At 40.6% G+C, this 25,715-nt stretch carries 22 protein-coding genes; 18 read left to right on the plus strand and 4 right to left on the minus strand.

Annotation, left to right across the window (positions count from 1 at the left end; translation table 11 throughout):
* Positions 1 to 40 precede the first annotated feature (40 nt).
* The 5 genes from ASG34_RS13265 (at position 41) to ASG34_RS13285 (ending at position 4,366) form a co-directional block, all read left to right on the plus strand.
* A complete protein-coding gene (locus ASG34_RS13265) occupies positions 41 to 949 on the plus strand; it encodes an ATP-grasp domain-containing protein (protein ID WP_055831302.1) in 909 nt (302 codons plus the stop codon).
* Positions 950 to 967: 18 nt separating this feature from the next.
* Positions 968 to 1,801, plus strand: coding sequence for a triphosphoribosyl-dephospho-CoA synthase (locus ASG34_RS13270; RefSeq protein ID WP_055831303.1), 834 nt, complete (start codon positions 968 to 970; stop codon positions 1,799 to 1,801).
* Positions 1,802 to 1,913: 112 nt separating this feature from the next.
* On the plus strand, positions 1,914 to 2,288 hold the full coding sequence (locus ASG34_RS13275; protein WP_055831305.1) for a 4a-hydroxytetrahydrobiopterin dehydratase: 375 nt from the start codon (positions 1,914 to 1,916) through the stop codon (positions 2,286 to 2,288).
* Positions 2,289 to 2,339: 51 nt separating this feature from the next.
* The gene (gene miaA, locus ASG34_RS13280; RefSeq protein WP_055831307.1) at positions 2,340 to 3,299 is read left to right on the plus strand and encodes a tRNA (adenosine(37)-N6)-dimethylallyltransferase MiaA; all 960 of its coding nucleotides are present in this window, start codon (positions 2,340 to 2,342) and stop codon (positions 3,297 to 3,299) included.
* 53 nt (positions 3,300 to 3,352) lie between these two features.
* Positions 3,353 to 4,366: an acyltransferase gene (locus ASG34_RS13285; RefSeq protein WP_055831309.1), complete on the plus strand. Its 1,014-nt coding sequence runs from the start codon at positions 3,353 to 3,355 to the stop codon at positions 4,364 to 4,366.
* 15 nt (positions 4,367 to 4,381) lie between these two features.
* On the opposite strand, the gene ASG34_RS13290 is transcribed toward ASG34_RS13285, so the two are convergent.
* Positions 4,382 to 5,788 (minus strand): undecaprenyl-phosphate glucose phosphotransferase, encoded by a 1,407-nt coding sequence (locus ASG34_RS13290; protein WP_200934478.1) that lies wholly within the window; start codon positions 5,786 to 5,788, stop codon positions 4,382 to 4,384.
* Positions 5,789 to 6,051: 263 nt separating this feature from the next.
* On the opposite strand from ASG34_RS13290, the gene epsL reads away from it, so the two are divergent.
* From epsL to ASG34_RS13355, 13 genes are all read left to right on the plus strand, one after another.
* Positions 6,052 to 7,251 (plus strand): XrtB/PEP-CTERM-associated polysaccharide biosynthesis outer membrane protein EpsL, encoded by a 1,200-nt coding sequence (epsL, locus tag ASG34_RS13295; RefSeq protein WP_235559814.1) that lies wholly within the window; start codon positions 6,052 to 6,054, stop codon positions 7,249 to 7,251.
* Between the two features lie 204 nt (positions 7,252 to 7,455).
* A complete protein-coding gene (locus tag ASG34_RS13300) occupies positions 7,456 to 8,484 on the plus strand; it encodes an SLBB domain-containing protein (protein ID WP_055831313.1) in 1,029 nt (342 codons plus the stop codon).
* 15 nt (positions 8,485 to 8,499) lie between these two features.
* Positions 8,500 to 9,849 carry a chain length determinant protein EpsF gene (gene epsF / locus ASG34_RS13305; protein ID WP_055831315.1) on the plus strand — a complete coding sequence of 450 codons (1,350 nt, stop codon included), beginning with the start codon at positions 8,500 to 8,502 and terminating at the stop codon, positions 9,847 to 9,849.
* 41 nt (positions 9,850 to 9,890) lie between these two features.
* The gene (gene epsG / locus ASG34_RS13310; protein WP_055831317.1) at positions 9,891 to 10,760 is read left to right on the plus strand and encodes a chain length determinant protein tyrosine kinase EpsG; all 870 of its coding nucleotides are present in this window, start codon (positions 9,891 to 9,893) and stop codon (positions 10,758 to 10,760) included.
* A gap of 1 nt (position 10,761) precedes the next feature.
* Positions 10,762 to 11,658, plus strand: a complete 897-nt coding sequence (gene xrtB, locus ASG34_RS13315; RefSeq protein WP_055831318.1) for an exosortase B — start codon at positions 10,762 to 10,764, stop codon at positions 11,656 to 11,658.
* A 12-nt stretch (positions 11,659 to 11,670) separates the two neighbouring features.
* A complete protein-coding gene (locus ASG34_RS13320; RefSeq protein WP_055831320.1) occupies positions 11,671 to 12,390 on the plus strand; it encodes an exosortase C-terminal domain/associated protein EpsI in 720 nt (239 codons plus the stop codon).
* 92 nt (positions 12,391 to 12,482) lie between these two features.
* Positions 12,483 to 13,331, plus strand: a complete 849-nt coding sequence (locus ASG34_RS13325; RefSeq protein WP_055831322.1) for a glycosyltransferase family A protein — start codon at positions 12,483 to 12,485, stop codon at positions 13,329 to 13,331.
* Between the two features lie 23 nt (positions 13,332 to 13,354).
* Positions 13,355 to 14,770 (plus strand): O-antigen ligase family protein, encoded by a 1,416-nt coding sequence (locus ASG34_RS13330; RefSeq protein ID WP_055831324.1) that lies wholly within the window; start codon positions 13,355 to 13,357, stop codon positions 14,768 to 14,770.
* 38 nt (positions 14,771 to 14,808) lie between these two features.
* Positions 14,809 to 16,029, plus strand: coding sequence for a glycosyltransferase family 4 protein (locus tag ASG34_RS13335; RefSeq protein WP_055831327.1), 1,221 nt, complete (start codon positions 14,809 to 14,811; stop codon positions 16,027 to 16,029).
* Positions 16,030 to 17,685, plus strand: a complete 1,656-nt coding sequence (locus ASG34_RS13340; RefSeq protein WP_055831329.1) for a GMC oxidoreductase — start codon at positions 16,030 to 16,032, stop codon at positions 17,683 to 17,685.
* Entirely contained in the window at positions 17,686 to 19,152 is a 1,467-nt protein-coding gene (locus ASG34_RS13345) for an Atrophin-1 multi-domain protein (protein ID WP_200934477.1), read from the plus strand.
* A 41-nt stretch (positions 19,153 to 19,193) separates the two neighbouring features.
* Positions 19,194 to 20,378 carry a glycosyltransferase family 2 protein gene (locus ASG34_RS13350; protein WP_055831331.1) on the plus strand — a complete coding sequence of 395 codons (1,185 nt, stop codon included), beginning with the start codon at positions 19,194 to 19,196 and terminating at the stop codon, positions 20,376 to 20,378.
* Positions 20,379 to 20,405: 27 nt separating this feature from the next.
* Positions 20,406 to 21,566 (plus strand): acyltransferase family protein, encoded by a 1,161-nt coding sequence (locus ASG34_RS13355; RefSeq protein ID WP_055831332.1) that lies wholly within the window; start codon positions 20,406 to 20,408, stop codon positions 21,564 to 21,566.
* A 235-nt stretch (positions 21,567 to 21,801) separates the two neighbouring features.
* On the opposite strand, the gene ASG34_RS13360 is transcribed toward ASG34_RS13355, so the two are convergent.
* Genes ASG34_RS13360 through ASG34_RS13370 form a run of 3 tightly spaced genes read right to left on the minus strand, consistent with a single transcriptional unit; the run spans position 21,802 to position 25,562 of the window.
* On the minus strand, positions 21,802 to 22,875 hold the full coding sequence (locus tag ASG34_RS13360) for an acyltransferase family protein (RefSeq protein WP_055831334.1): 1,074 nt from the start codon (positions 22,873 to 22,875) through the stop codon (positions 21,802 to 21,804).
* A 28-nt stretch (positions 22,876 to 22,903) separates the two neighbouring features.
* On the minus strand, positions 22,904 to 23,872 hold the full coding sequence (locus tag ASG34_RS13365; RefSeq protein WP_235559815.1) for an NAD-dependent epimerase/dehydratase family protein: 969 nt from the start codon (positions 23,870 to 23,872) through the stop codon (positions 22,904 to 22,906).
* A 10-nt stretch (positions 23,873 to 23,882) separates the two neighbouring features.
* A complete protein-coding gene (locus ASG34_RS13370) occupies positions 23,883 to 25,562 on the minus strand; it encodes an FAD-dependent oxidoreductase (protein WP_055831336.1) in 1,680 nt (559 codons plus the stop codon).
* Positions 25,563 to 25,715: the final 153 nt, after the last annotated feature.

Genomic DNA, 25,715 nt, shown 5'->3' on the forward strand with positions numbered 1-25,715 from the left:
TCTTATCCCAGCATTCAGCCCCGGCCATCTTTCAGATTGTATGAAAATCGTTCCTATCTTCACCGATGAAGTCGCCCAGGCGGGTGGCTGGCATGGGCAGGCCCTGGCGCAAGCGTTTGCCCGTCAGGGCTGGCACGCGCATATGGTCTGCCTGGATAGCTGCCATGTCAGTATCGTCGACCAGCAAGTACAAGTGCATATTCCAAGTTTATCGCAACCTTCACCCATTGCATTTGTGCGCGGCGTTGCCGCAGGATCTATCCAGCAAATCATCACCCGCATGAATATTTTGCATACCCTGCAACGGCAGGGTATGACTATTTATAACCATGCCCGCGCCATTGAAACCACTGTCGATAAAAGCCTGACTACCCAGTTATTAGCCGAGCATGGTATCGCGACACCGAATACCTGGGTATGCGAGTATAGACAGGTTGCACACCCCCTGATGCAAGAAGCGCTGGATAACGGCAAAACATTAGTGATCAAACCCTTGTTTGGCTCTCAAGGCAAAGGTGTGCGTCTAATTGAGCATCCGCAGCAATTTGCCTTGCCGCAGGATATGTTTGTCGATGGTATTTATTATCTGCAAGAGAAAATCGATTGCGGCACCAATCAGCATGATTATCGAGTCTTCGTCGTCAATGGTGAGCCTGTGGCTGTGATGCGCCGGCAGGGGGATGGCTGGCTACACAATGTTGCGCGTGGCGCACGATGCACGGCCAGTGACGAAGACGATGTGGCCGAAATAGGGGTGCAGGCAGCCGCTGCCATTGGCATCAATTATGCTGGGGTGGATATCATGCGCGACAAGCACGGTAAACTGTGGGTGATAGAAGTGAACAGTATTCCAGCCTGGCGAGGTTTGCAAACCATTACTGATTTGAATATTGCAGATATTCTGGTGGCAGATTTATTACGCTTTTCAGGCGAAAGCAATGTTGATTAATTTAGATCACTATTGCCTATGAACGTACAAAGCGCATATTTAAAAGCTTGCCTGTCTGAACTGGAAGCACTCAAACCCGGCAATGTGCACATCTTTGCTGATGGTCACAGCATGCAGGTCCAACACTTTATCGATAGCGCCGAAGTCTCGGCACCTGTTCTGTGTGATGATGCACAGTATGGTGATCGCACGTTAGGTCAACGTATCCTGGCTGCATTAGAAGTCACTTATAACAAGGTCGCCTGTAATACGAACCTGGGTATTATTTTACTGGCAGCACCTATAGTGCAGGCTGTCATACGTTATCCACATTTGCCTCTGTTAGATGGTCTAAAGCAAGTATTGAATGAAACGACCGTGGAAGACGCAGCACTAGTCTATCAGGGCATTAGGCTTGTAAGTCCAGCAGGAATGGGCGAGCGCAACGAACATGATGTATCACAGCCACCCCAGATTACCTTGCTTGAGGCAATGCGTCTTGCAAGTGCGCACGATGTGGTGGCGCGCCAGTATAGCGAATGCTATGCACAACTATTTTCTCAAGCGCTGCCACTTTATAAAAACTATATTGATTGTTGGCAGCGTCCGGCCTGGGCACTGACCGCAGTATATCTACACTGGCTATCCTCTGTGCCAGACAGCCACATCGCACGCAAGTATGGTGAGGAAAGGGCATTACAAGTACAGCAAACCGCGTTGGAACATGCCACAGCATTCATGGCACTCGAAAATCCTAAAAACTATATGACAGCACTACTCAACTGGGATCATTTGCTCAAGCAAGCGCGACTTAACCCTGGCACTAGTGCGGACCTCACCGTAATCACCGCCATGCTGGCAATGCTGATTTAATCTACGACGATCCAGATTCTCGCCAGTCAAGGTATGCTAGATGCATGTAAATCGCCTGTATGGCTAAGGTATACTGTCTGTAAAATTAAAAATTATTCACGAGGAGAACGCCATGACTGAACAGGTTCTAACCGAGCACGAAATCCAACAACACTTTGCTGAATCTTTACCCCACTGGTTTTACGAAGAAGGCTGGATCCGTCGTAAATATAAAACCAACAGCTGGAAGGGCACACTGATGGTGGTCAACACTGTCGGGCATTTGGCTGAAGCTGCCTGGCACCATCCTGATTTAACTGTTTCTTACGCATTTGTGATTGTTAAGCTCTGCACCCACAGCGCCAAAGGCATCACCATGAAAGACATTGAACTGGCACGCAAAATTGAAGAGGTTGTTCAATGGCAGCCGAATGCCAAAGGTGATTCTGCCTTGGAAGGTACCCCGCAAGATGACCTGCGTTTCAGTTATGTAAAGTATGATAAATAAACTGCTCAACTAAGCAGTTGCTACATGTTATTGATTATCGCTTGATACTGTATGTCCTTACCAGTTAACACCAGTCTGCCCCCCGCGATTTTTCTGATGGGGCCGACTGCCAGCGGCAAGACTGCCGCCACGATAGCCTTATATCAACAATTACCGGTAGAAATTATCAGTGTAGATTCGGCGCTGGTATATCGCGGTATGGATATCGGCACCGCCAAACCTGATGCAGAAACGCTACGCCAGGCCCCGCATCATCTGATTGATTTAATCACACCGGTGGAACAGTATTCAGCGGCGCAGTTTGCCAAAGATGCACTCTCACTGATGAATGCAGCCACTGAAAAGGGGCGCGTGCCTTTGTTGGTCGGGGGTACTATGCTGTATTTTAATGCTTTGCAGCACGGCCTGAGCCAGCTTCCAGAGGCTGACCAAAATGTGCGTGACGAAATCGAAGCCGAGGCAGCTAAAGCGGGTTGGCCAGCCATGCATGCGCAGCTGGCAGGCATTGATCCACAAGTAGCCGCCAAAATAGAGCCTACAGACTCGCAGCGTATTGAGCGAGCGTTAGAAGTTTATCGTATTAGCGGTCAGTCGATGAGCACCTTGCGCGCAAAATCCAGCAAACATGAACTACCTTTTAACATACTAAAAATTGCCCTGATGCCCAGTGAGCGCGCCGTATTGCATCAGCGCATCGCGGATCGTTTTAAATTGATGCTTAAACAAGGTTTTATTGAGGAAGTGCAAAACCTGATGGCCCAATATCCACAACTTAATGCTGAAAGCCCAAGTATGCGCTGCGTAGGGTATAGGCAAGCAGTGGAATATCTAAATGATCAGATTGATTTAGCTACCCTAGGTGACCATGGAGTATTTGCGACTCGGCAACTTGCAAAAAGGCAGTTAACTTGGCTAAGAGGAATGACTGATGTGCAAATTCTTGATTGTTTAAAACAAGATTGGGTTAATGAGATATTAATGATGATTCAAAAAAAATATCAATACTCATGATGTTCTGATTAAAGTCTATTTCACATCTTAATAAAAAAATTGAAAGGTACTTGATGGCTGAAAGAATCGACTATTTTGATGTGCTTCGCGGATTGGCAATTATTGCAGTTATTGCAATTCATGCATCCCGGACAGGAATTCAATCTGGCGAAGATAGCGTCAACTTCTATGTGGCCATTTTATGGAAAAATATTTGGAGTTACGCTGTTCCTCTATTCATTTCCATTTCCGGATACTTTTTAGCGAAAAAGTCTTTTTATCAATGGCACGATTATTTTACCTTTCTCGGCAAGCAGATACCGAGGGTATATTTGCCAATGCTTTTTTGGTCGCTGATATTTTCATTTCTAGCACTGATGAATAGCAACACAACTATCACTAATGAGTTAGTTAAGTTAATTACTTTTCAATCTGCAGCCCCTTATTATTTTATTGCACTGATTATTCAGTACTATTTATTGCTGCCACTGCTTAAAAAGTTTGCAAATGTCGAAGGTTTAATAATTAGTATAGTGATCAGCTGCCTCACGGTAGCGATAATCTTTTATATTCGATATTTCATCGAAATTGAATTGCCATTGATTATTTATGCCGGCAACTGCCTAACATGGGTAATGTTTTTTGTATTAGGCCTTTATTTGGGACAAGATAAGCAAATTAAAGTATCCAACATTCTGCTTATCAGTTTAATTTTGGGTTTTTATTTATTATCATGTTTAGAAACATATTTGCTTGTTAATTGGTTTCACAAACCAACTGCAAATAAATTATCTTCATTTTTTTATGCTTTTAGCCTCATCGTTTATCTCTTTAAAAATAAAGATTTATTCAGAACGAATGTGTTAAAAGAATTAGGTAGATTATCCTTTGGAATTTACTTGGTCCACATGCTTGTGCTCGATCTTGAATCTCGTGCTTTACATAAACTAATTCCAATGGTCGAACAAGATTCATTGATTCATCTAGTGCTTTTGTCTGCGCTTGTAGTTGCGACATGTGCAATAGCCATTAAAGTTGCAAATAAAATGTTATCCAGCAAAGTAAGCTTATTAATTGGGTTTAAATAGGTGGTATTCATCGGTCTAATATGCACTATCTTGGCCGACAACAGTTAGCCATACTGTCTTAGCAACAATCAGCATATCCAGGCGAGGACTCCAGTTACGCAAATATTCAAGGTCATAGTGCACACGCTGTTCCATCTTCTCAAGCGTATCAGTTTCACCTCGGAAACCGTTCACCTGCGCCCAACCCGTAATGCCTGGCTTCACCTTATGGCGCACCATATAGCCTTTGATCAGCTTGCGATATTCTTCGTTATGGGCTACGGCATGAGGACGAGGGCCTACTACACTCATACGGCCTTGCAATACATTAATAAACTGCGGCAATTCATCTAAAGACGTTTTACGCAGAAATGCGCCCAGTGGCGTAATCCGCTGATCATTCTTTGTCGCCTGTGTCACCTTGCCACCATCTTCAGTCACCGTCATTGAACGGAATTTGTAGACCAATATCTCTTGTCCATCTAAACCATAACGACGCTGCTTGAAAATGATCGCGCCAGGAGAGGTAAGTTTTATTCCAATAGCAATAATCAATAAAATCGGTGAAATCAGAATTAAAACAAACAATGAAAACAACACGTCAGCGGTGCGTTTAGTGAACCCATCCATACCTGTGAACGGAGTGTCGCATACAGACACAACTGGAATACCATTTACCTCAGATACGCGTCCCTGGATCAAATCCGTGACAAAAATATCCGGTACAAAATAGATTGAAGTTGTGGTGTCTTTTAAATCATCCAGCATTTTTAAAATACGTGGGTGACTGGACATTGGCAAAGCGATATACAATTTATGTACTGTGTGTAGACGTAGATAAGTACTCAGCTCGTTCAAGCTCCCAAGTACAGGATAGTCTGCCTGTTCTTCTAAACGGGCTGGAGAGCGATCCTCAAAAAAACCAAGCACATTAATTCGCTGGTAATAATCTTCTTTAAGATTATCAGCCAACAAAATACCTTGCTCATTCAAACCAACAATCAAAGTATTTTGCGGCGGCCCTTGCCATTCAATCAGCTTGGGGCTTGCCCATTTTAATAATTGCAAGGCTGCAATTTGCGCCAAAGGCGTAATAATTAACCACGCAAGAATCATTTGCTCACTATAGAGTGTGATGTATCGGGTGACGTAAGCAAAAATTAAAACAAAAAAAGCGATTAATAGCCATTGTGCGATGACATCCCTGCACATGGAAAAAAATGACTTGCGAATTTTTGCGCCACTAGGAAAGGTGATCGAAAACAGAACAATCGAAACGATAAATATCGACATGGGAATCTGGTTTTCAGTGTAAATGAAAAGTCCCCACAATACGAACACCATTACCAGAGGCTCAACAATAGATTCTAAAAGGTAAAGGGGACTGTTCGCACTGGCTGAGAGGCCGGAGAGGGTTCGGATGGGAGGTTTTTTAGTGGCCATAAATTTCTTGTATATTACTTTAGGTAGAGTTTAACGCATCCTAATACGGTTGCAGAAATTTTTTGTTCAAGCGCTGCCCTTTCGGGTAGGTGCAAGACAGGCGCTAACATGATAATCTGTCACAAAAGTATCATCGCATGCTTGCATCATTACAGGCCTAAAAAAATTACTATAATTTTTTTTTAGGCTGCTCTAATCTATCAGCAGCTATTGCTTTTAATAGTAGAATAAAGCAAAAGATTTACACAATTCAGGGTGGCTTCATGCTTTCAAAGCATAATAGTAAAAAGTTTTTAACTCACGCACATCAGCTTCTGTGGGTCTATTGTTTCGTAAATTTGTCATCTACTCAAATAATGGCAGATGAATTGGATACCCTACAGTTTCGTGCCTCAATTAATAAAGCGTATGACGACAATTTGTTTAGAAGATCCACTAATGAAACAACTGAGCAAATTACAAGATCTACTTTGGGAGTTAAAATCGATAAGTCTTACTCTTTACAGCGTGTCATTGTAGATGTTTGGGTAATAGATAACAAATACCAAAAAAATGATTACCTTGATTTTGTAGGTAAAAATTATTCAGCTACATATTTATGGACTCTAACGCCAAGCTTTACTGGTACACTAAGTTCTCGCCAAACAGAGGCAATGAATAATTTTGGTGATTTTTTAAACAATCAACAAAACGTTAGAACAATAATCAATAATGAGTTCACTGCAAAATATTCGCCCCATAAGGTATGGGGCTTGATTTTTGGTGTAAGTCAAACTAAGGTCGAAAACAGTCAAGTATTTACTGCAATTACGGATTTTGATGCGAAAGGTGTAGATTATGGAATCAGTTATGATTTTGCATCAGGGGCATACATCAAATTTCTAGCTCACAATCGTAATGGCGGCTTAAGTCAACGACCACTTGATCCAATCAATGCATTTGATAACGGATATAAAGAAAATGAATATGAGTTAGATTTATTTACTCAAGAACCAGGTAAGAGTAGTTTGAGTGCAAAAGTAGGGCACTTGTCCAGAGAGTACGATAATTTCAAAGTCCGTGATTTTGAATCCTTTATTGGTAATGTGAGCTACAACTTGATAATTACTGGCAAGATCAAAGGCAACTTAATCATGACTCGTACAGCTACCCCTTTTGAAACAATAAATTCCACCTACTCAATAACAGATACTCTAAGTTCTCGTTTGACATATGATTTTTCATCAAAAATTGAAGCTGGATTGAATCTACGTTATTCAGAGCGTGATTTTGAAGGGCGAGCGCGTTTTGATACTAGTGGCCGTAATGATAAAGAACATTCTTATGGTGGGTTTATCACTTGGAATCCAACAAAAAATGTTGGTTTGTCTTTAAATAGCGTTAAGTCGTATCGCGACTCGACTATATCAAGATTCGATTATGAAGACACCTTAACCTCTGTCAATCTTGAACTCAAGATTTAAACGTTAGATTTAATATATTGCTTGTAGAATTACTTAAGTTGCACTTAAGCCTTTTTATAACAACTACTAGCTTATATGGATATGTTAATTTAAAAATACGCTGACTAATGTACAAAATAACTATTGTTGACTTTGATCCATGTTAGGCTTACTCAAAGTCCTCCTTAAATAAGATTATTTTAAAATTACAGAAGAGAAAAGAGCATGCCTCGCTACATTAAATACTTATTAACCAGTCTTATTATTTTATTTAGTTCCTTTGCTAACGCTGACTATACATTAGGTGCAGGGGATTTTGTGCGAGTTATAGTCTATGGAGATGCTGATTTAACGCGTGAAATTAGAGTGGCCGAAGGTGGATTAATTACTCTGCCTTTGATCAGCGAAGTTGAGGTTGGTGGGTTAACTACAATTCAGGCGGAAAAGCGTATTGCTGAGCAATTAAAACGCGGTGGATTTATTGCTAATCCACAAGTCTCTTTATTGATTTTAGAGTTTAAAAGTAAAACTGTTTCGGTACTTGGAGGTGTACTAAAGCCAGGGAGGTACCCTATCATGCATCCGACAGATGTTAAGGATATAATTGCTGAGGCGGGAGGCCTGACTCAAGAAGCTTCAGAAATAATTACTGTTGTCCGAAATGATAAACAAAGTGAATATGATCTATATGAGGTTATTGAGCATCGTAATTTGAATGCACAAGATACTCGATTGATAGGCGGTGAAACTATATACATTAGTGTACGTGATGTAGCAGTAGCAGGTCAGGTTCAGCGCCCAGGTAAGTATGGTATACAAGGAAGAACACGCAAAATCAGCGACTTTGTTGCTCTTGCCGGTGGTGCTAATGAAGTAGCTGGTGAATCGCTCTTTTTTACTACCTCACGTTCTGGAACACCTGAAACAAAAGAAATTAATATTGATGAACTTTTCCGTTCGCCGGCAGCAGCCGGTAATAAAGAGCTTGTTCCAGGAGATGTGATATATATTCCTAAAGCACCTCAAGTCTATATTTATGGTGAAGTGCAACGTCCTGGAATGTATAAAATTGATAAAAACATGACAATAATGCAGGCTATCGCTAAAGCTGGTGGTATCACAATTCGTGGCACGCAACGTTCCGTTAAACTACATCGGAAAAACGCAGACGGTAAGTTGGTAAAAGAAACCCCAGAGCTAACTGGCACTTTAATAGATGAAGATGTTTTATTCATTGAAGAAAGTTTGCTTTAATTTTTAGGTAAAGTCATGAATTTTTTACAATTTATTATCATTCTTAAAGCGCGTAAGAAAATTATTATTCTTGTGGCACTTCTTACAATGGCTACCGCAGTTCTAGTGAGTATGCTGTTGCCAAAGAACTATTTGGCAACAGCAAAAGTTTTATTGAATTACAAAGGGGTTGATCCTGTCACTGGTACAGCTATCCCAGCCCAACTTATGCCAGGATTTCTGGGAACGCAAGCTGAGATTATTCAAAGTAAAAGTGTCGCAGTCGATGTGGTAAAAAAATTAAAGCTTGTTGAAATACCATCCATAAGGGAAGATTTTGATAAATCGAATAAAGATAATAATGTAGATATAAATCAATGGCTTGCTGAAAAGCTTTTAAAGAATCTGGATGTCACACCTTCTAGAGAAAGTAGTGTTATTCAGATCGGATATAAGGGGATAGAGCCCTCTTTCGCAGCTACGTTGGCGAATTCCTTTGCAGAATCATATATAGCGATTACCCTCAAACTTAAAATGGATCCGGCAATTAAAGCATCACAATATTTATCTGAACAAACGAAGGTTTTAAGAGAGAGCCTTCAAAAATCTCAAGAAAAATTATCTCAATATCAAAAAGATCATGGTTTGACTAGTATTCAAGAGGCTTATGATGTTGAAGGATCCAAGCTTAGAGATTTATCAGCGCAATATGGCATGATGCAATCTCAGTCTATCGAAGCCAATTCAAGAAGAAATGATGCAGCAAAAAATACCAGTGATTCTCCGGATGTGGCTCAAAATCCTGTGATTCAGAATTTACGCATGAGCTTAGTAACCGCAGAATCAAAATTAGCAGAATTAGGCCAACGTTATAGCAAAAACCATCCTCAATATATTTCAACAGAGGCTGAAGTTTCTAAATTAAGAAGTCAGTTGGAAACTGAGATTGATCGCACTGTGGTGAGCCTAGGTAATAGTGCCAACATAAACTCTCAAAGACTAGGTGATGTGCGATCTCAACTTGAAAAGCAGAAACAAAAGGTTTTGGATTTGAACCGGTCTCGCTCTGAGCTTATGATTCTTGAGAAGGATATTGAGATCGCCCAAAACGCCCTAGCATCTGTTAATAACAGGTTTAGTCAGACTGCGTTGGAAGGGCAATCTAATCAAGCGGATATTTCTATCTTGGAAGCTGCAACTCCTCCATCCTCTCCAAGTAATCCCAGGTTAATTTTGATTGTTCCATTTTCTTTGATTATTGGAACGATGCTAGGCTGCTTTTTTGCCTTGATTGGAGAGTTGCTTGACCGTCGCGTGCGGAGCAAAGACGATATTGTTGGTTTGGCAGAAATTCCTGTCTATGAGTACAGTGTCATCAGAGCGTAGATCTCTTAATTTTACATTTTATGAAGTAAGCGACATTCCGTATGAATATTATAGAAACTGACACTCACCCACCCGTTAAAACGGTTTCCTCCAGTATTGGGCACCTATTGCTGGATATGGGGAAAATTACTGAAAAGGATGCTGAGCGTATCCTGAAGTTTCAGAAAGAAAAGTCTATGCGATTTGGCGAGGCAGCATTAGCGCTAGGTTTTGTGACAATGGAAGATATTAATAAAGCATTGTCTTTTCAATTTGATTATCCCTATTTGACCACTGATAAATCATCTTTTAGCAGTAGCCTAGTTGCTGCATTCGATCCATTTTCAAAACAAGTAGAATCTTTACGGTCTTTGCGCACTCAGCTAATGTTGCGCTGGTTTGAATGCGGTCATAAGGCAATTGCAATTTCTTCATCTAAAGAAGTTGATGGAAGCAGTGAGCTAGCTGCGAATCTTGCTGTTGTTTTTTCACAGTTAGGGGAGCGAACGTTATTGATTGACGCTAATTTGCGTGATCCATCTCAACATAAATTATTCAGGTTGAATAACAATGCTGGTTTATCGGATATTCTTGCAGGTAGGGCCTCAACAGATGTTTTAGTAAGAATTCCTTCGCTTTTAAATCTCAGTATATTGACAGCAGGAACTATTCCTCCAAATCCGCAGGAGCTTCTAAATAAAGAAACATTTGAACAACTGCTCACAGTTTTTTCTGAGCAATTTGATGTCATCATCATCAATACTTCACCGATTTTGCAATCATCTGATGCACAAATACTCGCCAAAAAAATTGGTGGTGTTCTGATTGCAACCGAGCAGCATAAAACGGGCCTCAATGATACTCAGGCTGCTATTCAAGCTTGCCGCGCTTTAGGTATAGAAGTTCAAGTTGCATTAAATGTGGTAGCCTAAAATGAATTCTCAAGCTTTAACGATGGATTCGCTACCACAGCGAAAAATTTCGGTATATGTTTTATTGTTGGCATCAGTACTGGTTTTATTTGTTCCGGTTTTTTATGATCTTTTCTTGAATGTATGGAATAACGATACACAATCGCATGGTCCTATCGTTTTGGGAATTGCCATTTGGTTTTTTTATTTCAAAACCAAACAAATTCTTGATAAAAAATATTTATTCAAACCAGCACCTTTCTTGGGCTGGTTTTTTATTTTTATTGGGGCCTGTATATATCTGATAGGATATTCACAAAGCGTTTATATTCTTTCAGTACTGTCGCTTGTATTGATTTTATGTGGTTTGATATGCATTGTTTTTGGACTCAACACGGTATTCAAATACTGGTTTGCATTGTTCTTTTTCATTTTCTTAATGCCTTGGCCAGCCTCCGTCATTGATGCAGTCACACAGCCAATGAAGATCGCAGTTTCATTTGCATCAGAACATTTGTTGTACTGGCTCGACTATCCGATTGCTCGTTCAGGTGTCATTCTCCAAATTGGTCAATATAAATTATTGGTTGCTGATGCCTGTGCCGGGTTAAACTCTTTATTCACATTGGAAGCAATCGGATTGTTATATATTAATGTGATTAATCACCAAGCATTTTGGCGTAACGTGTTACTCGCAATTCTGATTGTGCCGATCTCATTTACCTCGAATGTATTACGCGTTTGCACACTTGCACTGATTACCTATCATTTTGGCGATGAGGCTGGACAAGGCTTTTTGCATAATTTTTCAGGCATGATTTTATTTATGACCGCACTCGTTTTGATAATTGTCATGGATACAGTTATACAAAAGTTTGCTGAACATTTTAAGATCAAGGCTTTGCTCAGTCAGGATTAACAAGGTCATACAATGAAGGATTTAATCCATAAACTTCCCGCTGTAAAAATGCTGCCGGCGATTGTTTTATTTGTGATCAGTATTTGCGTGCTTATTATTGCGCATGGTATGAAGCCGGCATGGAACTATGCAACTTATTCAAGTGACCTTGAAAATAATATTCCGCAAGAGTTTAAAGATTGGAAATTAGTCCCTCAATTAACTCAACAAGTAAGTTTGGTAAGTGACAATAATATGCAAAATCAGATTTATGATGATGTGTTAATGCGCACTTATGTCAATAAAGAGGGTGAAAAAGTAATGCTTGCATTAGCTTATGCAAAAGAACAGCGCCAAGATGTAAAAATCCATCAGCCAGATATTTGCTATCCTGCACAAGGTTATCAGATGCTGAAGTCAACGTTAGCAAGTTTTGCTATTTCGGCAAATGCATCACCAATTGTAGGTAAAAATCAGGTATACACAAGCTCTTCACACTTAGAAGCAGTTAGTTACTGGGTAAGAGTCGGTGACGGCACGTTTTTATCCGGACTCCAAATGCGTTTAAAAATCATCGAGGATGGATTATTTAAACAACGATTCGACGATGGCATACTTGTTAGGGTTTCTTCAATAGCACAAAACGATTCTGAAACAGAAAAGCTTTTTAAATTGCATGAAAGATTTTTAAATGATTTGACAGCTTCTGTTACAGGTAATAACCGCAAATTGTTAGTGCCTCACGCAATTTAAATTCCCACATATTCAAATCCACTTTTTTCTGTTTACAAGAGACAATTTTGATTTAAGTGTCTTTATAAGTTTTAACTAAGCAAAGAACCAATATGAAAGTCACTATATACATTCCTACAAAAGATCGTAAAGATATTTTGGCTAAAGCTGTGGACTCGGTATTGAATCAAACATATCAAGACATCGAAGTGATAGTAGTCAGTGATGGTTCCACCGACGAAACAGAGAACTATCTAAAACAAAAGTCAGCTATTGATAATAGATTAAAGTTTTTTATTAAGACTAAATCGGAGGGCGCTCCGGCAGCCCGGAATCTGGCAATTAAACATGCATCTGGCGAATTTATAACTGGGCTTGATGATGATGATGAGTTTTTACCCAACAGAATTGAATTATTCATAGACTACTGGACTTTTTTAAAAGAGCATCGTATCACCCCATCATGTTTATATACGCCAGACTTGATTTACAGAAATGGTGAACAGATTGCAATATCCAAAAAGTTGGGGCATGTTGGACATGAGCAAATTTTTGAATTTAATCATATTGGAAATCAGATGTTTGCTCCCAAATCTGTGTTCATTGAAGCGGGACTTTTTGATGAACAAATGCCAGCCTGGCAAGATATGGAGTTTTTTTACAGAGTTTTGAAGTTATTTGGTAAAGCATCGTTACTGGATATACCAACCCAAATTATGGACGATACCCCTAGAACTGACAGGATATCTATAAAAGCTAAAAATAGGCTAAAGGGTGCCTACAGTCGATTTGTTTTGCAACATTGCCAGAATTCACCTCGTGATGCCCAACTTTTATATTTACAAATGTTTTCTAGATATTATGGTATTCGTCCTGATCTATCGGATTGGGTTAAATTCATCCGACTAGGATTCTGGCCTAAAGGAATACTGGCACTTTTTGTAGCGACCTTACGTTTCTAATTCAACTCTATCTGGTAAAACAAGTGTCCAAATCCAGCTTCAATAAATCAAATTTTATATTGGTCTCCCTGGCAATAGTGTCAGCACTTTTTTTTGGCCTGGTAACGTTGTTTTTAACTCAAGCTTTTGGTCATAGATATCTATATTTTTTAGGCTTACCTGCTGCAATGCTCATTGGGCTATTATTCATTTTTAACAGGTATATATTCTTTTTCTTGGTCGTCCTAAGTAGATCCTCTTTAGATGTTGCATTTAATGCAATAAAGGTTGGAAGTTTCGGCCTCGGTGCTGTATTAAATGCGTTAGTAATTTTGATCGCTTTGCTAACGCTGATTGAAAAGCCAGTAAAGATTACTGTAAATTTGAACTCAATAAAGTGGGCTTGGCTAGTTTTTCTCGGACTATCGTGCTTATCACTTGCATATGCTCCAAGTTTTGTTGCGAGCCTTAAAATATTTTTGATTTATGTGTCTTATGCAGCAATGTTTGTATTGGGCCTGACCTTAGTGAAGTCCGAAGAGGATTTCGGTAAGTGGATAAAAGCTATCATTCTGTCATCTATTATTCCTGTTGTTTATGGAATATTTTCATTGTTTTTAGGCGGGAAAGGAGTGCGCTTTAGTATTCAAGAAGGATTGAGATTACAAAGCACTTTTCCGCATCCTAATACATTGGCACCTTATCTAGTTTTAGTAATCACAATTTGTTTTTATTCATATAAAACAAAAAACAAATTTATTTCCTCAGGATTTCTAAAAATTTTCCCCATTTATATGGCTATACTTTTAGGCCTTGTTCTGATGACAAAAACTAGATCGGCTTGGGCTGCCTGCTACCTATTTTTTGGGCTTTACGCATTATTATATGAACGAAAACTATTGATTTTGATGATACTAGCTCCTTTCTTTGCATTGCTGATACCAGATGTGCAAGATCGTGTAATGGATCTTGCGCGAGATAATGATTTTGGAGCTAATGGCTATGGACGTTTAAATTCATACGCTTGGCGTAAGCAAATTTGGGCGAATGCGATTACTTGGATGTCTGAAACCAGATATCTGTTTGGTTATGGAGTCTCTAGTTTTATTCACTATTCCACAGAGTTCGGGATGGCTAATGCCTTTGAGAGACAGAAATTTGAAATCAATGCACACAACGTTTATGTTCAAATGTTTTTCGAATTAGGGTTGTTTGGAGTTATATCTTTTATTTATCTAATTTTTGCACACCTTCGTACGTTGGCAAGTTTGTACAGCCATAATAAACTGTTGATTTTTACGGTCATCGTATTACTTGTTGAATTTTTATTTGAATCTTATTCAGATAACATGATGGATTATCTGATTTTTAACTGGTATTTATGGTTCGTTGTAGGTTTGACATTGAGCTATGTGAGTCGACTAGTGCCAACTTCATCACAAGTAATCCAAAAACGCTGAAATCACATTTTTGGTTTAAAAATAATTAATGGACTAGCATGCGTATTTCTTATTTCACCAGCAGTTATCCCCGAGCCACAGATACGTTCATTCAACGAGAAGTAGTAGGTCTTAGAGAAGCAGGACACGAAGTATTCACCAGTGCGTTGCGCAGGCCTGAAGGTGCGAATAATGTCAGTGAACTGATTCGTAGCGAGCGAGAAAATACGGCTTATTTTTTGCCAGCGAATGTTTTAGCATTAATCACTTTGAATTTAACCACTTTATTTAAAACACCTGCCATTTACTTCAAAACGTTATGCCTGGCTTTCAGAACAAGGAAACCCGGCATCAAGGGGTCGTTGTATCAGCTTTTTTATTTACAAGAAGCCTTATTACTTTCCAACTATCTGCTCCAGAATAAAATCCAGCACATACATAACCATTTCGGTGACAGTAGTGGCACTGTGACTATGTTGGCAAGCCAGCTAAGTGGAGTCGGGTACAGCATCACTTTTCATGGTCCGCATATTTTCTTTGAACCTACGTTATTGGCGTTGCGTGAAAAAGTCAGATTCGCAAAGTTTATCGTCTGCATCAGTAATTATTGCCGAAGCCAGATGATGCTTTTTTCCGATGCTGAAGACTGGCACAAGTTACATATCGTTCACTGTGGTGTTGATGTTGCTGCTTACTCCACTGGCGAACCCCTAGCGAAAATACTGGTAAACGATGCGTTTAAATTGCTTTATGTAGGGAGGCTTGCTGCTGAAAAAGGTGTTCCAGTCTTATTAAACAGTTTAATCGCACTGAAAAACGAAGGACACAACTTTCATCTGACATTGCTAGGGGACGGTCCAGAGCGCGCTGATCTTGAACTTAAGGTGAAGCAGCATGGACTGCAGGAGCATGTGTATTTTGGAGGGTTTGCCAGTCAGGAAACAGTGAGGAAAACACTACAAAACAGTGATGTGTTTATTCTGCCCAGCTTCGCTGAAGGCGTCCCGGTTTCCCTGATGGAAGCGATGGCATGTGGCGTTCCTGTGATTGGAACCAACGTAGGCGGGGTCACCGAATTGATACAACATGGCATATCAGGGCTGGTGGTTTCTCCCTCGGATGAAGTCTCACTGAAACAAGCGATCGTGAGTTATATGGAAAATGAGCAGTTACGTGAAAATGTGAAACGTGAAGCAAGGCAAACGATTGAGGCGCAATTCAATTTAAACCTTGAAATAGCGAAATTAGGAAAATTGATCGAGAAATATCAGGAAAGCTAAATGATTGGTTACCTTAAAGATGCGGATACACTGGCTCTTGAAAGCTTCCCTATTTGCATCATAGGCGCCGGTGCAGCTGGAATCAGTCTAGCCGTTAAGCTTTCCCGGCTAGGGCAGCGTGTCTTGTTGATCGAAGGCGGGGGGTGGAACGAGACTCCCGATATTCTGGATGCCTATGTCGGAAAGGCCACATCTCCACACCCGCAAACGACAGAGTTCAGGTATCAGCGTTTTGGCGGAACGACCCATCTTTGGGGCGGACGTTGTGTACCTTTCGATAGCCATGACTTTGAAAAAAGAGACCATGTGCCGGAAAGCGGGTGGCCTTCAGGTGCTACGGAAATAGCGAGCTATTACCAAGAGGCACTGGATTTTTGTGATGCCGGCAATAATGACTTTGCGATTTCAGCATTTGGTCCTAAAACAAAACCTATTTTCAGCGAGATCACGCAGCTCACGCCTGAATTAAATGAATACATAGAGCGTTACAGCTTGCCAACTGATTTCGGCAAGAAATTCCGTCAGGAACTAACAGTTTCCAGAAATGTTCAGGTCTTGCTGCAGACACGCTGTACCAGCCTCAACTGCCTGCCGGAAGAGCCGCATAAGATAGCATCTATTACTCTGCATGATGGAAACCAGCCTGTTACATTAAAAATAAATCAAGTCGTGCTCGCGGGAGGATGTATAGATGTCACCCGCCTGATGCTTGTGAGCCGTAAGAACAATCCAGTCTGGAGTTTCATGGATAGTAGCCTGGGTAAATATTATGCATGCCATTATGATTTGATTTTTGGCGCTTTACGTTTTACTGGGGAGAAACCGGTTTTCGATTTCCAGAAAACGTTAGAAGGTGTCTATGCAAGACGCAAGCTACAATTTTCCCCCCAGTTTCAGGCACAGCATGGTTTGTTGAATGCAGCTTTCCGCTTGCATTTCCCTGCCTATGCGGACCCATCCCACGGCAGTGGTGTGCTTTCCACAATTTTCCTCGCTAAATCCATACTCAAACCTGAGTACCAGACAATTTTGAACCATGGCACGAATCAAGCTGACCAAAATCGTCAGCTTTTAAAGCATATAAGAAATGTTTTTCTGGATATTGGATCGGTAGCAGCCTTCACATATCAATGGTTATTCAAAATAAAACTCGCTAAAAGAAAGGTACCATATACTCTAATTGCTAACAAGAATGGAACGTATCCCCTTGAATTTAATAGTGAACAAGTGCAAGACATCAACAACCGCATAGAACTGATGAATGAAGTAGACAGGTTCGGAATGCCCAGAGTGAGTATTCATTGGAAACTCACTGGCCTGGATATTGCTTCTGGAATTAAGTACTTCAATCTGCTCAAGGAATTATTTGAAAAAACCAAGTCTTGTCGACTTGAATTTGATCAACATGAGTTAGAAAAAAGTATGAAAAATGCTTTACCAGTAGGCGGCCATCACATGGGAACAACGAGGATGGGAAACAATCCAAGTGAAAGTGTGGTTGATGCGAATTGCAGAGTTCATGGTTTAACGAACTTACATATCGCTAGCTCCTCAGTCTTTACCACTAACAGTCATGCAAATCCTACCCTCACTATTGTTGCGTTGGCTTTGCGGCTGGCAGATCATTTAAATCGAACTGTTGCTCTAAAGGAGTAAATGATGACGGGATTAACAAAAGGGCGCTTGATGATACCAGCGTCCTTATTTTCTATTTCTCTATGTATATCAATGGCGGCGTGTGCTGCAGATCCGAACGTAAGAACTGCCCCAGCTAAGAATCTTAGTCAGACAAGTCAGACAGACCCAAATCGATACACAAAGCCATTTGAAGAAAACTCATTATGGAAAAGTCGCCCAGTATCTCCTACTTTTTCCAATTTTGTTATTCCAACATCAGCATATGCTCCAAGCATCCATCAGGGCCAATTCTCTACCGGATGTTTTTTTGCAGACCAAAATAATCCTCCATTAATTGTAAAGCCGAATCCTGGTCAAAAAGGTGTATATGACGCTGATGCAGAAGCTTTTCTGCCACAAGTTGAAATACCTCATTGGCCTGCAGACTTAAAACCAGCCTCTGGTGGAGATGGTCATGCAGATATCTTTGACATGGATAATGGAGTAATCCATTCTTTTTGGAAGCTTAAGAACACCAATGGTCAATGGACAGCCAATCTTTACGCATGGTCTCCCATGAATGGAAGTGGATGGCCTGATCCTGCTCATTACTATCATGGAGCCAGAGCTGTCGGCCTTCCTGCGTGCGCTGGTATCATTCGCAAAAGCGAATTTCAAAGCAGCGATACAATATATCCACACGCGCTAGCAATGTCCCTCACCAAAAATGGTATGGCGCCAGATTATGTTTACCCAGCCACATCAGCAGACAGCTTTAGTAAATTTAACAGAGGTCAAATTCCGGAAGGTTCTTTGCTTATGCTTCCACCTGACTTTGATCTATCAAGATTGAAAACACCAGAGTTAATAAAGATTGCAAACACTCTGAAGGTTTATGGAGCATATATCGTAGATTGGAATGAAGGTACTCCTTTCGTTATTTACGCCGAAATTGGTTCAGGTCTTGACTTAAACAAGAATGGCTATGATAAGAAAGCGATTGAAGAACTGCATCTGATCAGACAGTCATTACGCATGGTAACCTCAGTTAAATCTTGGGTGAATGAACAAAATCAGCCATTTATGCCAGAAAAGAACTTGAATATTTTGTCTATGCGAGGCCCTTGGTGTGTATATAAAGGTTCAGCTTGCGTTAATGACCCATCTGGCAAATTCAATACATGGAAGCAGGCATTTGTTTTTGGCAAGACAACTGCGGTAGTTTCACAGACGAATCAATCAGGTAGAAATATTAGTCAAGTAGCCTGGGCTAAACCTAAGGCCGGTGAAAAATTCAAGCTCACAGCAAAAACTACAGGCGGTGGAAAACTACGTGTAGTCATACGTGATGCAAAATGGAATACCAAACTTGACACTTATCAGCTTGTAAATGATCAGTCTATAACTTTCCAATGGCCTCAAGGCGAAGTGAAAACATTTCTTTACGCTGCTAGCGGTATTGGAGACAGTTCAAGTGTAAGTGGTACTTTAGTACGTGTTAAGTAATTGATGTTAAACTACACTCAAATTTAATTGAAGTTGAGTGTATGTTGATTGTTTTTGAAGTGATTTATTATGTATTGCTGGTTTTTTTGGCAATCCCGGTATTAACTTTTTGTATCCAGATTCTTGTTGCAGTATTACCTGGATATCGTAATCAAAAAATCAATCTACAAACAGCATCGGTCGCATTGCTGATTCCGGCCCATAATGAAGCTGCCGGAATCAGTGATACGTTAAACTCTATTAAAAAAGCGGCAACTCCAAATACCAGAATTGTTGTCATTGCGGACAATTGTACTGACAATACTGCTGAAATAGCCCGTAGCCACGGTGCAGAGGTAACAGCGCGATCGCATGAAACTTTACGTGGCAAAGGCTATGCTTTAGATTTCGGCATTAAATATTTATCTGATAACCCACCAGAAATCGTGATTGTTTTCGATGCGGATTGTTTGGTTCATCAAGATACGATTAATGCATTAGTCCAGTCAGTAATTAAAGACGGGCGTGCAGTTCAAGGATTGTATTTGATACAATCCAAGCCTACTTCTCCGGTAAAAACAAAACTCTCAGAATTTGCCTATGTTGTTAAAAGCTGGACACGCCCCTTAGGTTTTTACCGTTTAGGTCTGCCTATGCAACTCATGGGATCTGGCATGGCTTTTCCTTGGAGTCAGATTGCGCAAGCAGACTTTTCACATGGAAGTATTGTAGAAGATATGAAGCTTGGGATTGATTTGGCAGGGCAAAAAATGGCTCCTAAATTTTGTCCAGAAGCATTCGTCTCCAGCATTTTCCCTGAACATCAGGAAGGTGAGAAAACGCAACGAAAGCGGTGGGAGCATGGTCATTTGGGAATGATCATTCAAGAAGGGCTCCCTTTATTGGGTAGGGGAATTAAATCATTTGATTTTGAAATGATTGCAATGGCCTTGGACCTATGCGTGCCGCCTGTCGCACTTTTATTCTTGATAAGTGGATTGTTTAGTTTCCTGTCATTGATTGTATATGTCTCGGGACACTACACCTTCCCCTGGGTACTGGGTATCATGCAATTCTTATTACTATCTGTATTCGTTTTAATAGCATGGTTAAAGCATGGTACAAAAATTATTTCGCTTACTGCGTTGCTAGCTTTTGCCCCGGTTTACGCGTTTAGTAAAATCAAGATGTACATCAGCTTTTTTGGAAATAGACAAACTGAATGGGTTAAATCGCGCAAAGATTAAGGGGCGAATTATCAACGTGTGTATAGAATGAATCAAACGATCAATAGTAGAAATAAAATAGATGAACTAGAAAGTATCCGAGGCCTCGCAGCATTAGTTGTTGTGCTTTACCACATTCCAGGCTGGCATCCATTTTTGCACCATATCTCTTTTATTAGGGGTGGTGGCCTGATGGTGGATTTGTTCTTTGTGTTATCTGGCTTTGTGATTTTTTCAGCGTATGGAAATCGGTTAAATTCTGGTGCTGCTTTTATTAAGTTTCAGTTTTTAAGGTTTGGTCGCTTATATCCAGTACATCTTGTTTTCTTATTGGTTTATCTCGCCATTGAAACTTTAAAGTATGTTCTTCAAACCCACTATGGTATTCAAAGCCACAGTAAAGCACCTTTCGTGCAAAATGATTTCGCAGCTTTTATACGTGAAGTATTATTAATTAAAGCCTTTTGGCCGAATGAGACGGCAATGGCGTTCAATAGCCCTGCATGGTCAATCAGCGCGGAGTTCTATACTTATATTCTCTTCGGATTAATTGTCTTATATCTGAATAAATTCAAGCTTTTGATTTTTACTATTATTTCCATAGTTTGTATTGCTACCTTAATGCTATACAAACCAGAGGAATATAATTTTATGTTGCGCTGCCTATCTGGGTTTTTTATAGGCTGTATAACAGCGCATGTAGTTAAAACAACTAATGAGCGGTCGGGTTCTAGTTATTATGGCTTAACGCTAAATGCATGGTTAATCCCCTTGTCAATTTTCCTAATAGTGTGGATTACCAGTCAGTCTAAAGGGTATTTTGGAGTTTCGCTTTTGATCTACCCGTTAACTGCATTGCTGATTGCATCCATTACACTCTCTAAGCAGAATATTTTCAAAAAGTTACTGGCACACAAATCGTTGGTGTGGTTAGGCACAGTTTCTTATTCACTATATATGTCTCACGGAGCAGTTCTGTGGTGCTTCCAACAGTTTCTCAGAGTTGTATTTCACCGTCCGGAACTCATGGTGAGGGATATCTCAACACCTCAATTCCATACTGCTGAAGCCGGATTCTTGATGTTAGCATTTATGGCTATATGCTTAGTAGTTTCGCAACTCACCTTTATGTACATTGAGAAGCCATTTAGAGAGAAGTCACGTGAATTTGTGAACGCTGGTAAAATTCAAACCATTAAATCGAAGTGATTTTTGAGACTAATAATCCAATCGAACTTTTTTTACTATCCAAAGCAGGTACTTTTACTGCTTCACGACTTTCTCTTTGCAGAAAATTGGTCTTAGCCTAATTCTTTTTAGCCCCAGGTTTAGTTCAACGCTGGCGCTGGACAGTAAAGGATGAAGAACTTGTGATGAGCATTAAAATGATTTAATAACGCGTCCTTGCAAGCCGAAAAGCATTTGATTTGTTTGATTACCTTATCTAGTATTTTATTTTTTGGCTCATTCTGATAACAGGTTTTTCAATAATCACATACATCCAATATGCAAATAGAAGGCAAGCTGCAAGACAGGTAATTAGAACGACAATATCTGCCAAAACTCCTGAAGAGAGAAACTTCCTGACCACTCTTGCTACTATGCCTAACAAAATATTATGGATAAGGTACAAACTGTATGAAATTAACCCAAGTAATTGTAAGTACCTAAAATTTAACCAACTATCCATCTTATTAAGTTGCAATGCAATATGAATTGATAATGCTGTAATGCCCGCTGTAATAGCAAATGGATCAGATTTCAATATGCCAGCCAATAGTGTTAGTACATAGAAAGCTATGGCATATGTTTGAAATGCGTGGTGTGTTCTTGTAATCGCCCACCCGGCTAATGCTCCTGCACAGAATGCGTACCAATAACGAAGAAACAATTTATGGCTATTCACGAATGCATCCAATGCTCCTGCATATTGATGAAAAATAAACCATAGCAGCCCTAGCAAAGTAAATCCTACTATTACTAAATAGTGCCCTAAAGACTTTTGATTGAAGTTTGAGGCTAAGAAAAGAATTAGACTGAATACTAAATAGAACTGTATTTCATAGCACAGAGTCCAGAAAACGATATTGATTTCTTTGTAACCTAAAAACTCTTGCAAATAAAAAAAATGAGAAATAATATTTGCAAAATTTGGAAATTCAATCGAATTGTCCACGAAACGCAATTTTACATATATAGCGATTAATGAAAGAAGGATGCTGAAATAGTAGGGTGGAGATAACCTGACTAGCCTTCTGAGCATGAATTTTGAAGACTGGGATAAACCCATAGTTTTAGAATTGGTTGTCACAGCCATCACAAAACCACTCAATACAAAAAAAACAGGCACACCAAGATTACCGTACTCAAAAAGAATCGCTGTTAACGAATGGCCTATAAAGTTGCTTAGTTGAGTAACATGATCTCCATGCAGAAGATGATATAAAACCACCCATAAAGCTGCCAAACCCCTCAAGCCATCAGCAAAGGCATATCGATTTTTTGTATCTAGTTTCATGAAAGTTCAGATTTTTTATATTGGGTTGTTATAGCTTTTGATACCAGTTAAGCGAGTCTTGCAGGCTCTGAGTATAAGTTTGATATGCAAAGTCATACTTCTTACTAAATTTCTCGGAGTTTAAATAGATCTGCTGATCAAAAAGCCTTACTAAGCTCGGCGGCAACGGCTCAGGCAGCCACTTTGAGTTCAGCTTTAGCTTGTTGCATGCGATTTGTGCTATTTTGATTGCGGGGCTCAACACCTTTGAGTCCAGTAAGAGCTGCTGCCGGCTGAGACGCTTGATTGGTGTAGCTCCGATAGCTTCAGCCAGATCAAATAAATATTGATTCCATCTTGGACTATCAGGGGAGGACAAATTGTAGTGCACAGATTCACCGGCTTGAGCAGGCGCGCTCAAACCTAGCTCGATAGCTTTTACGACATCATCGACATGCACCAGATTACTCCAGCCATCCCCTGCATCACCCAAATCCCCTAGCCGATAGCTTTTCAAAAGGTTAGCTGGCCTGCTGACCCATAGATGGCTCCCTGGACCATGAACACAGCCTGGACGGAATGTCACAACCTGTCCTCCAGCGGCTGCATATTTCTCCATGTGCGATTCAGCTTCACATTTAGCCGATGCATACCAGCCATAGTTCGGATCAAACGCATGTGTCTCTGTGATATTCCCCTGATGTCCACCATATACGGACATGGTACTAAGATGGATGATTTTAGGCAGACCAGCGGCAATGGCGGCCTGAACTAGTATTTCAGCACCTTTGGCAATTGAATCTTTGTTACCCGCGACGCAGTTAACTACCGCATCCACTTGTTTCAGGGTATGGGTTAAACCTTCCAGATCAAGGCTATCCAGCTTGATTTGCCCAGGGGTATTCGCGGATAAGCGACCTCTAGAGGCTGCATTCACTTCATAATCTTTTCTATGTAAATAACTGACTAACCGGCTACCTACATGCCCCGTAGCACCTAGGACTAATACTTTCATCATGTAAAAACCTCTAAATACGTGAGTGATTTAACTGCGAAGGTGCGCTGAGTTTCTGCGCGATGTGATCGGCTAATCTTAAACTCAGTGCTGTAATAGTAAGGGTAGGGTTTGCTTGTCCACTGGTAGGGAACACAGCCGAACTTGCAATATAAAGGTTATGGACATGATGGACTTTGCAATTGGCATCTACGACTGAGCTTTCTGGATCAGTACCCATCCTTGTTGTGCCAATATGGTGACCACCATAAGCGCCAAAGCGGGTTAAGTCCTCTTCAAGTTGTGTTGAATCAAACTCAAAAGTGCCGATTCCACTATTCCTGAACTCTTCTGAAAGCACATTGAGAGAACGACGTATTGACTCAATATCTTCCGGCATGTATTGCCAATCTACTTTGGTTTTTGGCATACCAAGTGTGTCTTTCTCATCAAGCAGAGAAATGCGACTGTTAGGATTTGGATATTGTTCACCATGAATTTCAAGGGTGAATTGGTTGATTTTGTTGCGTAAAATCACTGATGGAAATTTGCGCTTTGCCAATGTTCTTTTGGTAAGCCAGTGATATAGAAATTTAACTGTATCAATGGGGTCAAGAATAATGTTCTTAAAATGCTTTAAGTACGTAGTGAGACTAGCATGGCCATCTTTCAGACGTTTTCCGTATTCATAGCTGATGAAATTTTTAGCCAGAAACAGGCCTGACAACACCCCAATCTTGTGCGAAGGATCCACGATTTTTGGGAAATGCAGCCTTGCCACCATATTGCCAGCCTTAATCTTACGCTGTGTTTCTTCAGTCAGCGAAATGCGTCGGCGACAATAAATACCTTCGGCGGAAACCTCATAGCCATGTCTGACATTGGAAGTTGGGCCAAAGATAGTTAACTTGCCGAGATTGCCAGCGATATGGCATTGATAAAAACGGCCTACCAGATCATGCTCGTTACCGATACCTGTCTTGCAGACATCATTTGAAGCCAGCAGTAAACGTGCTGCCTCGATACCGCCAGTGGCAATGATCACTTCTTTAGCAACTACCTTGATTTTTATGCCATCCAGGCTGGAAATGTCCAGATGCGTGACATGTGCTCCTGTAGCATCAAGCCTGATCCCAGTACAGTTAGCACCAAGAATAACCTCAATGTCCTCTGCCAGTTCCAACCGACGCCGATATCGACTGCCCACATTAGTTGGGCATGAAAATCTTTCCATGTTATTGGTCAGTACGTTATCGCTTCTGAACCCCTTGAACAGTGGCTTGTCCATCCCAAACACGTCGTCAGCATCATAGCGATACTGGCCCGCCTCAAGTAATTGATTGGCTTTAGGAAAGTAGGACGCCAAATCTTGAAAAGTAATTGGCCAGCCACTTCCTGGAATGTAGTCGCGCTTTTCAAAATCAATCGGATCAAAAGGCATGCATCGGCCACCCCAGATGGCGGTCGATCCCCCGAAACGGCGATGGCGATATTTATCAGGTGGACTATGCAGCCTCTCATCTACAACAGTTCCGGCATAGAGTGCCTGTGTATTCTTGTCCAGTTTATCTGTGCCAGACTCAAGTAAAGTGATTTTCAGACCACGGCCAGTCAGAGAGAGTGCAGCAGCAGTACCGGCAGCGCCTGACCCTATAATGCAAATATCTGTTTGAATAATTGAGTCTGAAGGGATAGAAGAGATATTTTTAATCATTTACATACAATTCCAAAGGTAGCCTGTGAAATCAGGTACCGGACTAATGCATAAAGCATACAACATATTCAATCAACTGTATTTCCCCACTGAGACTTTTTCTAGTACTTTTTAGTGTGAAAATCGCTTAAGCATTTTTTCAGTGGATTCATA

Source organism: Methylophilus sp. Leaf416 (genome assembly GCF_001424665.1).
Taxonomy (GTDB): Bacteria; Pseudomonadota; Gammaproteobacteria; order Burkholderiales; family Methylophilaceae; genus Methylophilus.

Coding starts and splice junctions, on each gene's coding strand:
- ASG34_RS13320 (WP_055831320.1), top strand. CDS start 11,671: ATGAAGGATTTAATCCATAAACTTCCCGCTGTAAAAATGCTGCCGGCG.
- ASG34_RS13265 (WP_055831302.1), top strand. CDS start 41: ATGAAAATCGTTCCTATCTTCACCGATGAAGTCGCCCAGGCGGGTGGC.
- ASG34_RS13270 (WP_055831303.1), top strand. CDS start 968: ATGAACGTACAAAGCGCATATTTAAAAGCTTGCCTGTCTGAACTGGAA.
- xrtB (WP_055831318.1), top strand. CDS start 10,762: ATGAATTCTCAAGCTTTAACGATGGATTCGCTACCACAGCGAAAAATT.
- ASG34_RS13325 (WP_055831322.1), top strand. CDS start 12,483: ATGAAAGTCACTATATACATTCCTACAAAAGATCGTAAAGATATTTTG.
- ASG34_RS13370 (WP_055831336.1), bottom strand. CDS start 25,562: ATGATTAAAAATATCTCTTCTATCCCTTCAGACTCAATTATTCAAACA.
- ASG34_RS13290 (WP_200934478.1), bottom strand. CDS start 5,788: ATGGCCACTAAAAAACCTCCCATCCGAACCCTCTCCGGCCTCTCAGCC.
- ASG34_RS13350 (WP_055831331.1), top strand. CDS start 19,194: ATGTTGATTGTTTTTGAAGTGATTTATTATGTATTGCTGGTTTTTTTG.
- ASG34_RS13335 (WP_055831327.1), top strand. CDS start 14,809: ATGCGTATTTCTTATTTCACCAGCAGTTATCCCCGAGCCACAGATACG.
- epsF (WP_055831315.1), top strand. CDS start 8,500: ATGAATTTTTTACAATTTATTATCATTCTTAAAGCGCGTAAGAAAATT.
- ASG34_RS13285 (WP_055831309.1), top strand. CDS start 3,353: ATGGCTGAAAGAATCGACTATTTTGATGTGCTTCGCGGATTGGCAATT.
- ASG34_RS13340 (WP_055831329.1), top strand. CDS start 16,030: ATGATTGGTTACCTTAAAGATGCGGATACACTGGCTCTTGAAAGCTTC.
- miaA (WP_055831307.1), top strand. CDS start 2,340: ATGTCCTTACCAGTTAACACCAGTCTGCCCCCCGCGATTTTTCTGATG.
- epsG (WP_055831317.1), top strand. CDS start 9,891: ATGAATATTATAGAAACTGACACTCACCCACCCGTTAAAACGGTTTCC.
- ASG34_RS13345 (WP_200934477.1), top strand. CDS start 17,686: ATGATGACGGGATTAACAAAAGGGCGCTTGATGATACCAGCGTCCTTA.
- ASG34_RS13300 (WP_055831313.1), top strand. CDS start 7,456: ATGCCTCGCTACATTAAATACTTATTAACCAGTCTTATTATTTTATTT.
- ASG34_RS13360 (WP_055831334.1), bottom strand. CDS start 22,875: ATGAAACTAGATACAAAAAATCGATATGCCTTTGCTGATGGCTTGAGG.
- ASG34_RS13275 (WP_055831305.1), top strand. CDS start 1,914: ATGACTGAACAGGTTCTAACCGAGCACGAAATCCAACAACACTTTGCT.
- ASG34_RS13355 (WP_055831332.1), top strand. CDS start 20,406: ATGAATCAAACGATCAATAGTAGAAATAAAATAGATGAACTAGAAAGT.
- ASG34_RS13365 (WP_235559815.1), bottom strand. CDS start 23,872: ATGATGAAAGTATTAGTCCTAGGTGCTACGGGGCATGTAGGTAGCCGG.
- epsL (WP_235559814.1), top strand. CDS start 6,052: ATGCTTTCAAAGCATAATAGTAAAAAGTTTTTAACTCACGCACATCAG.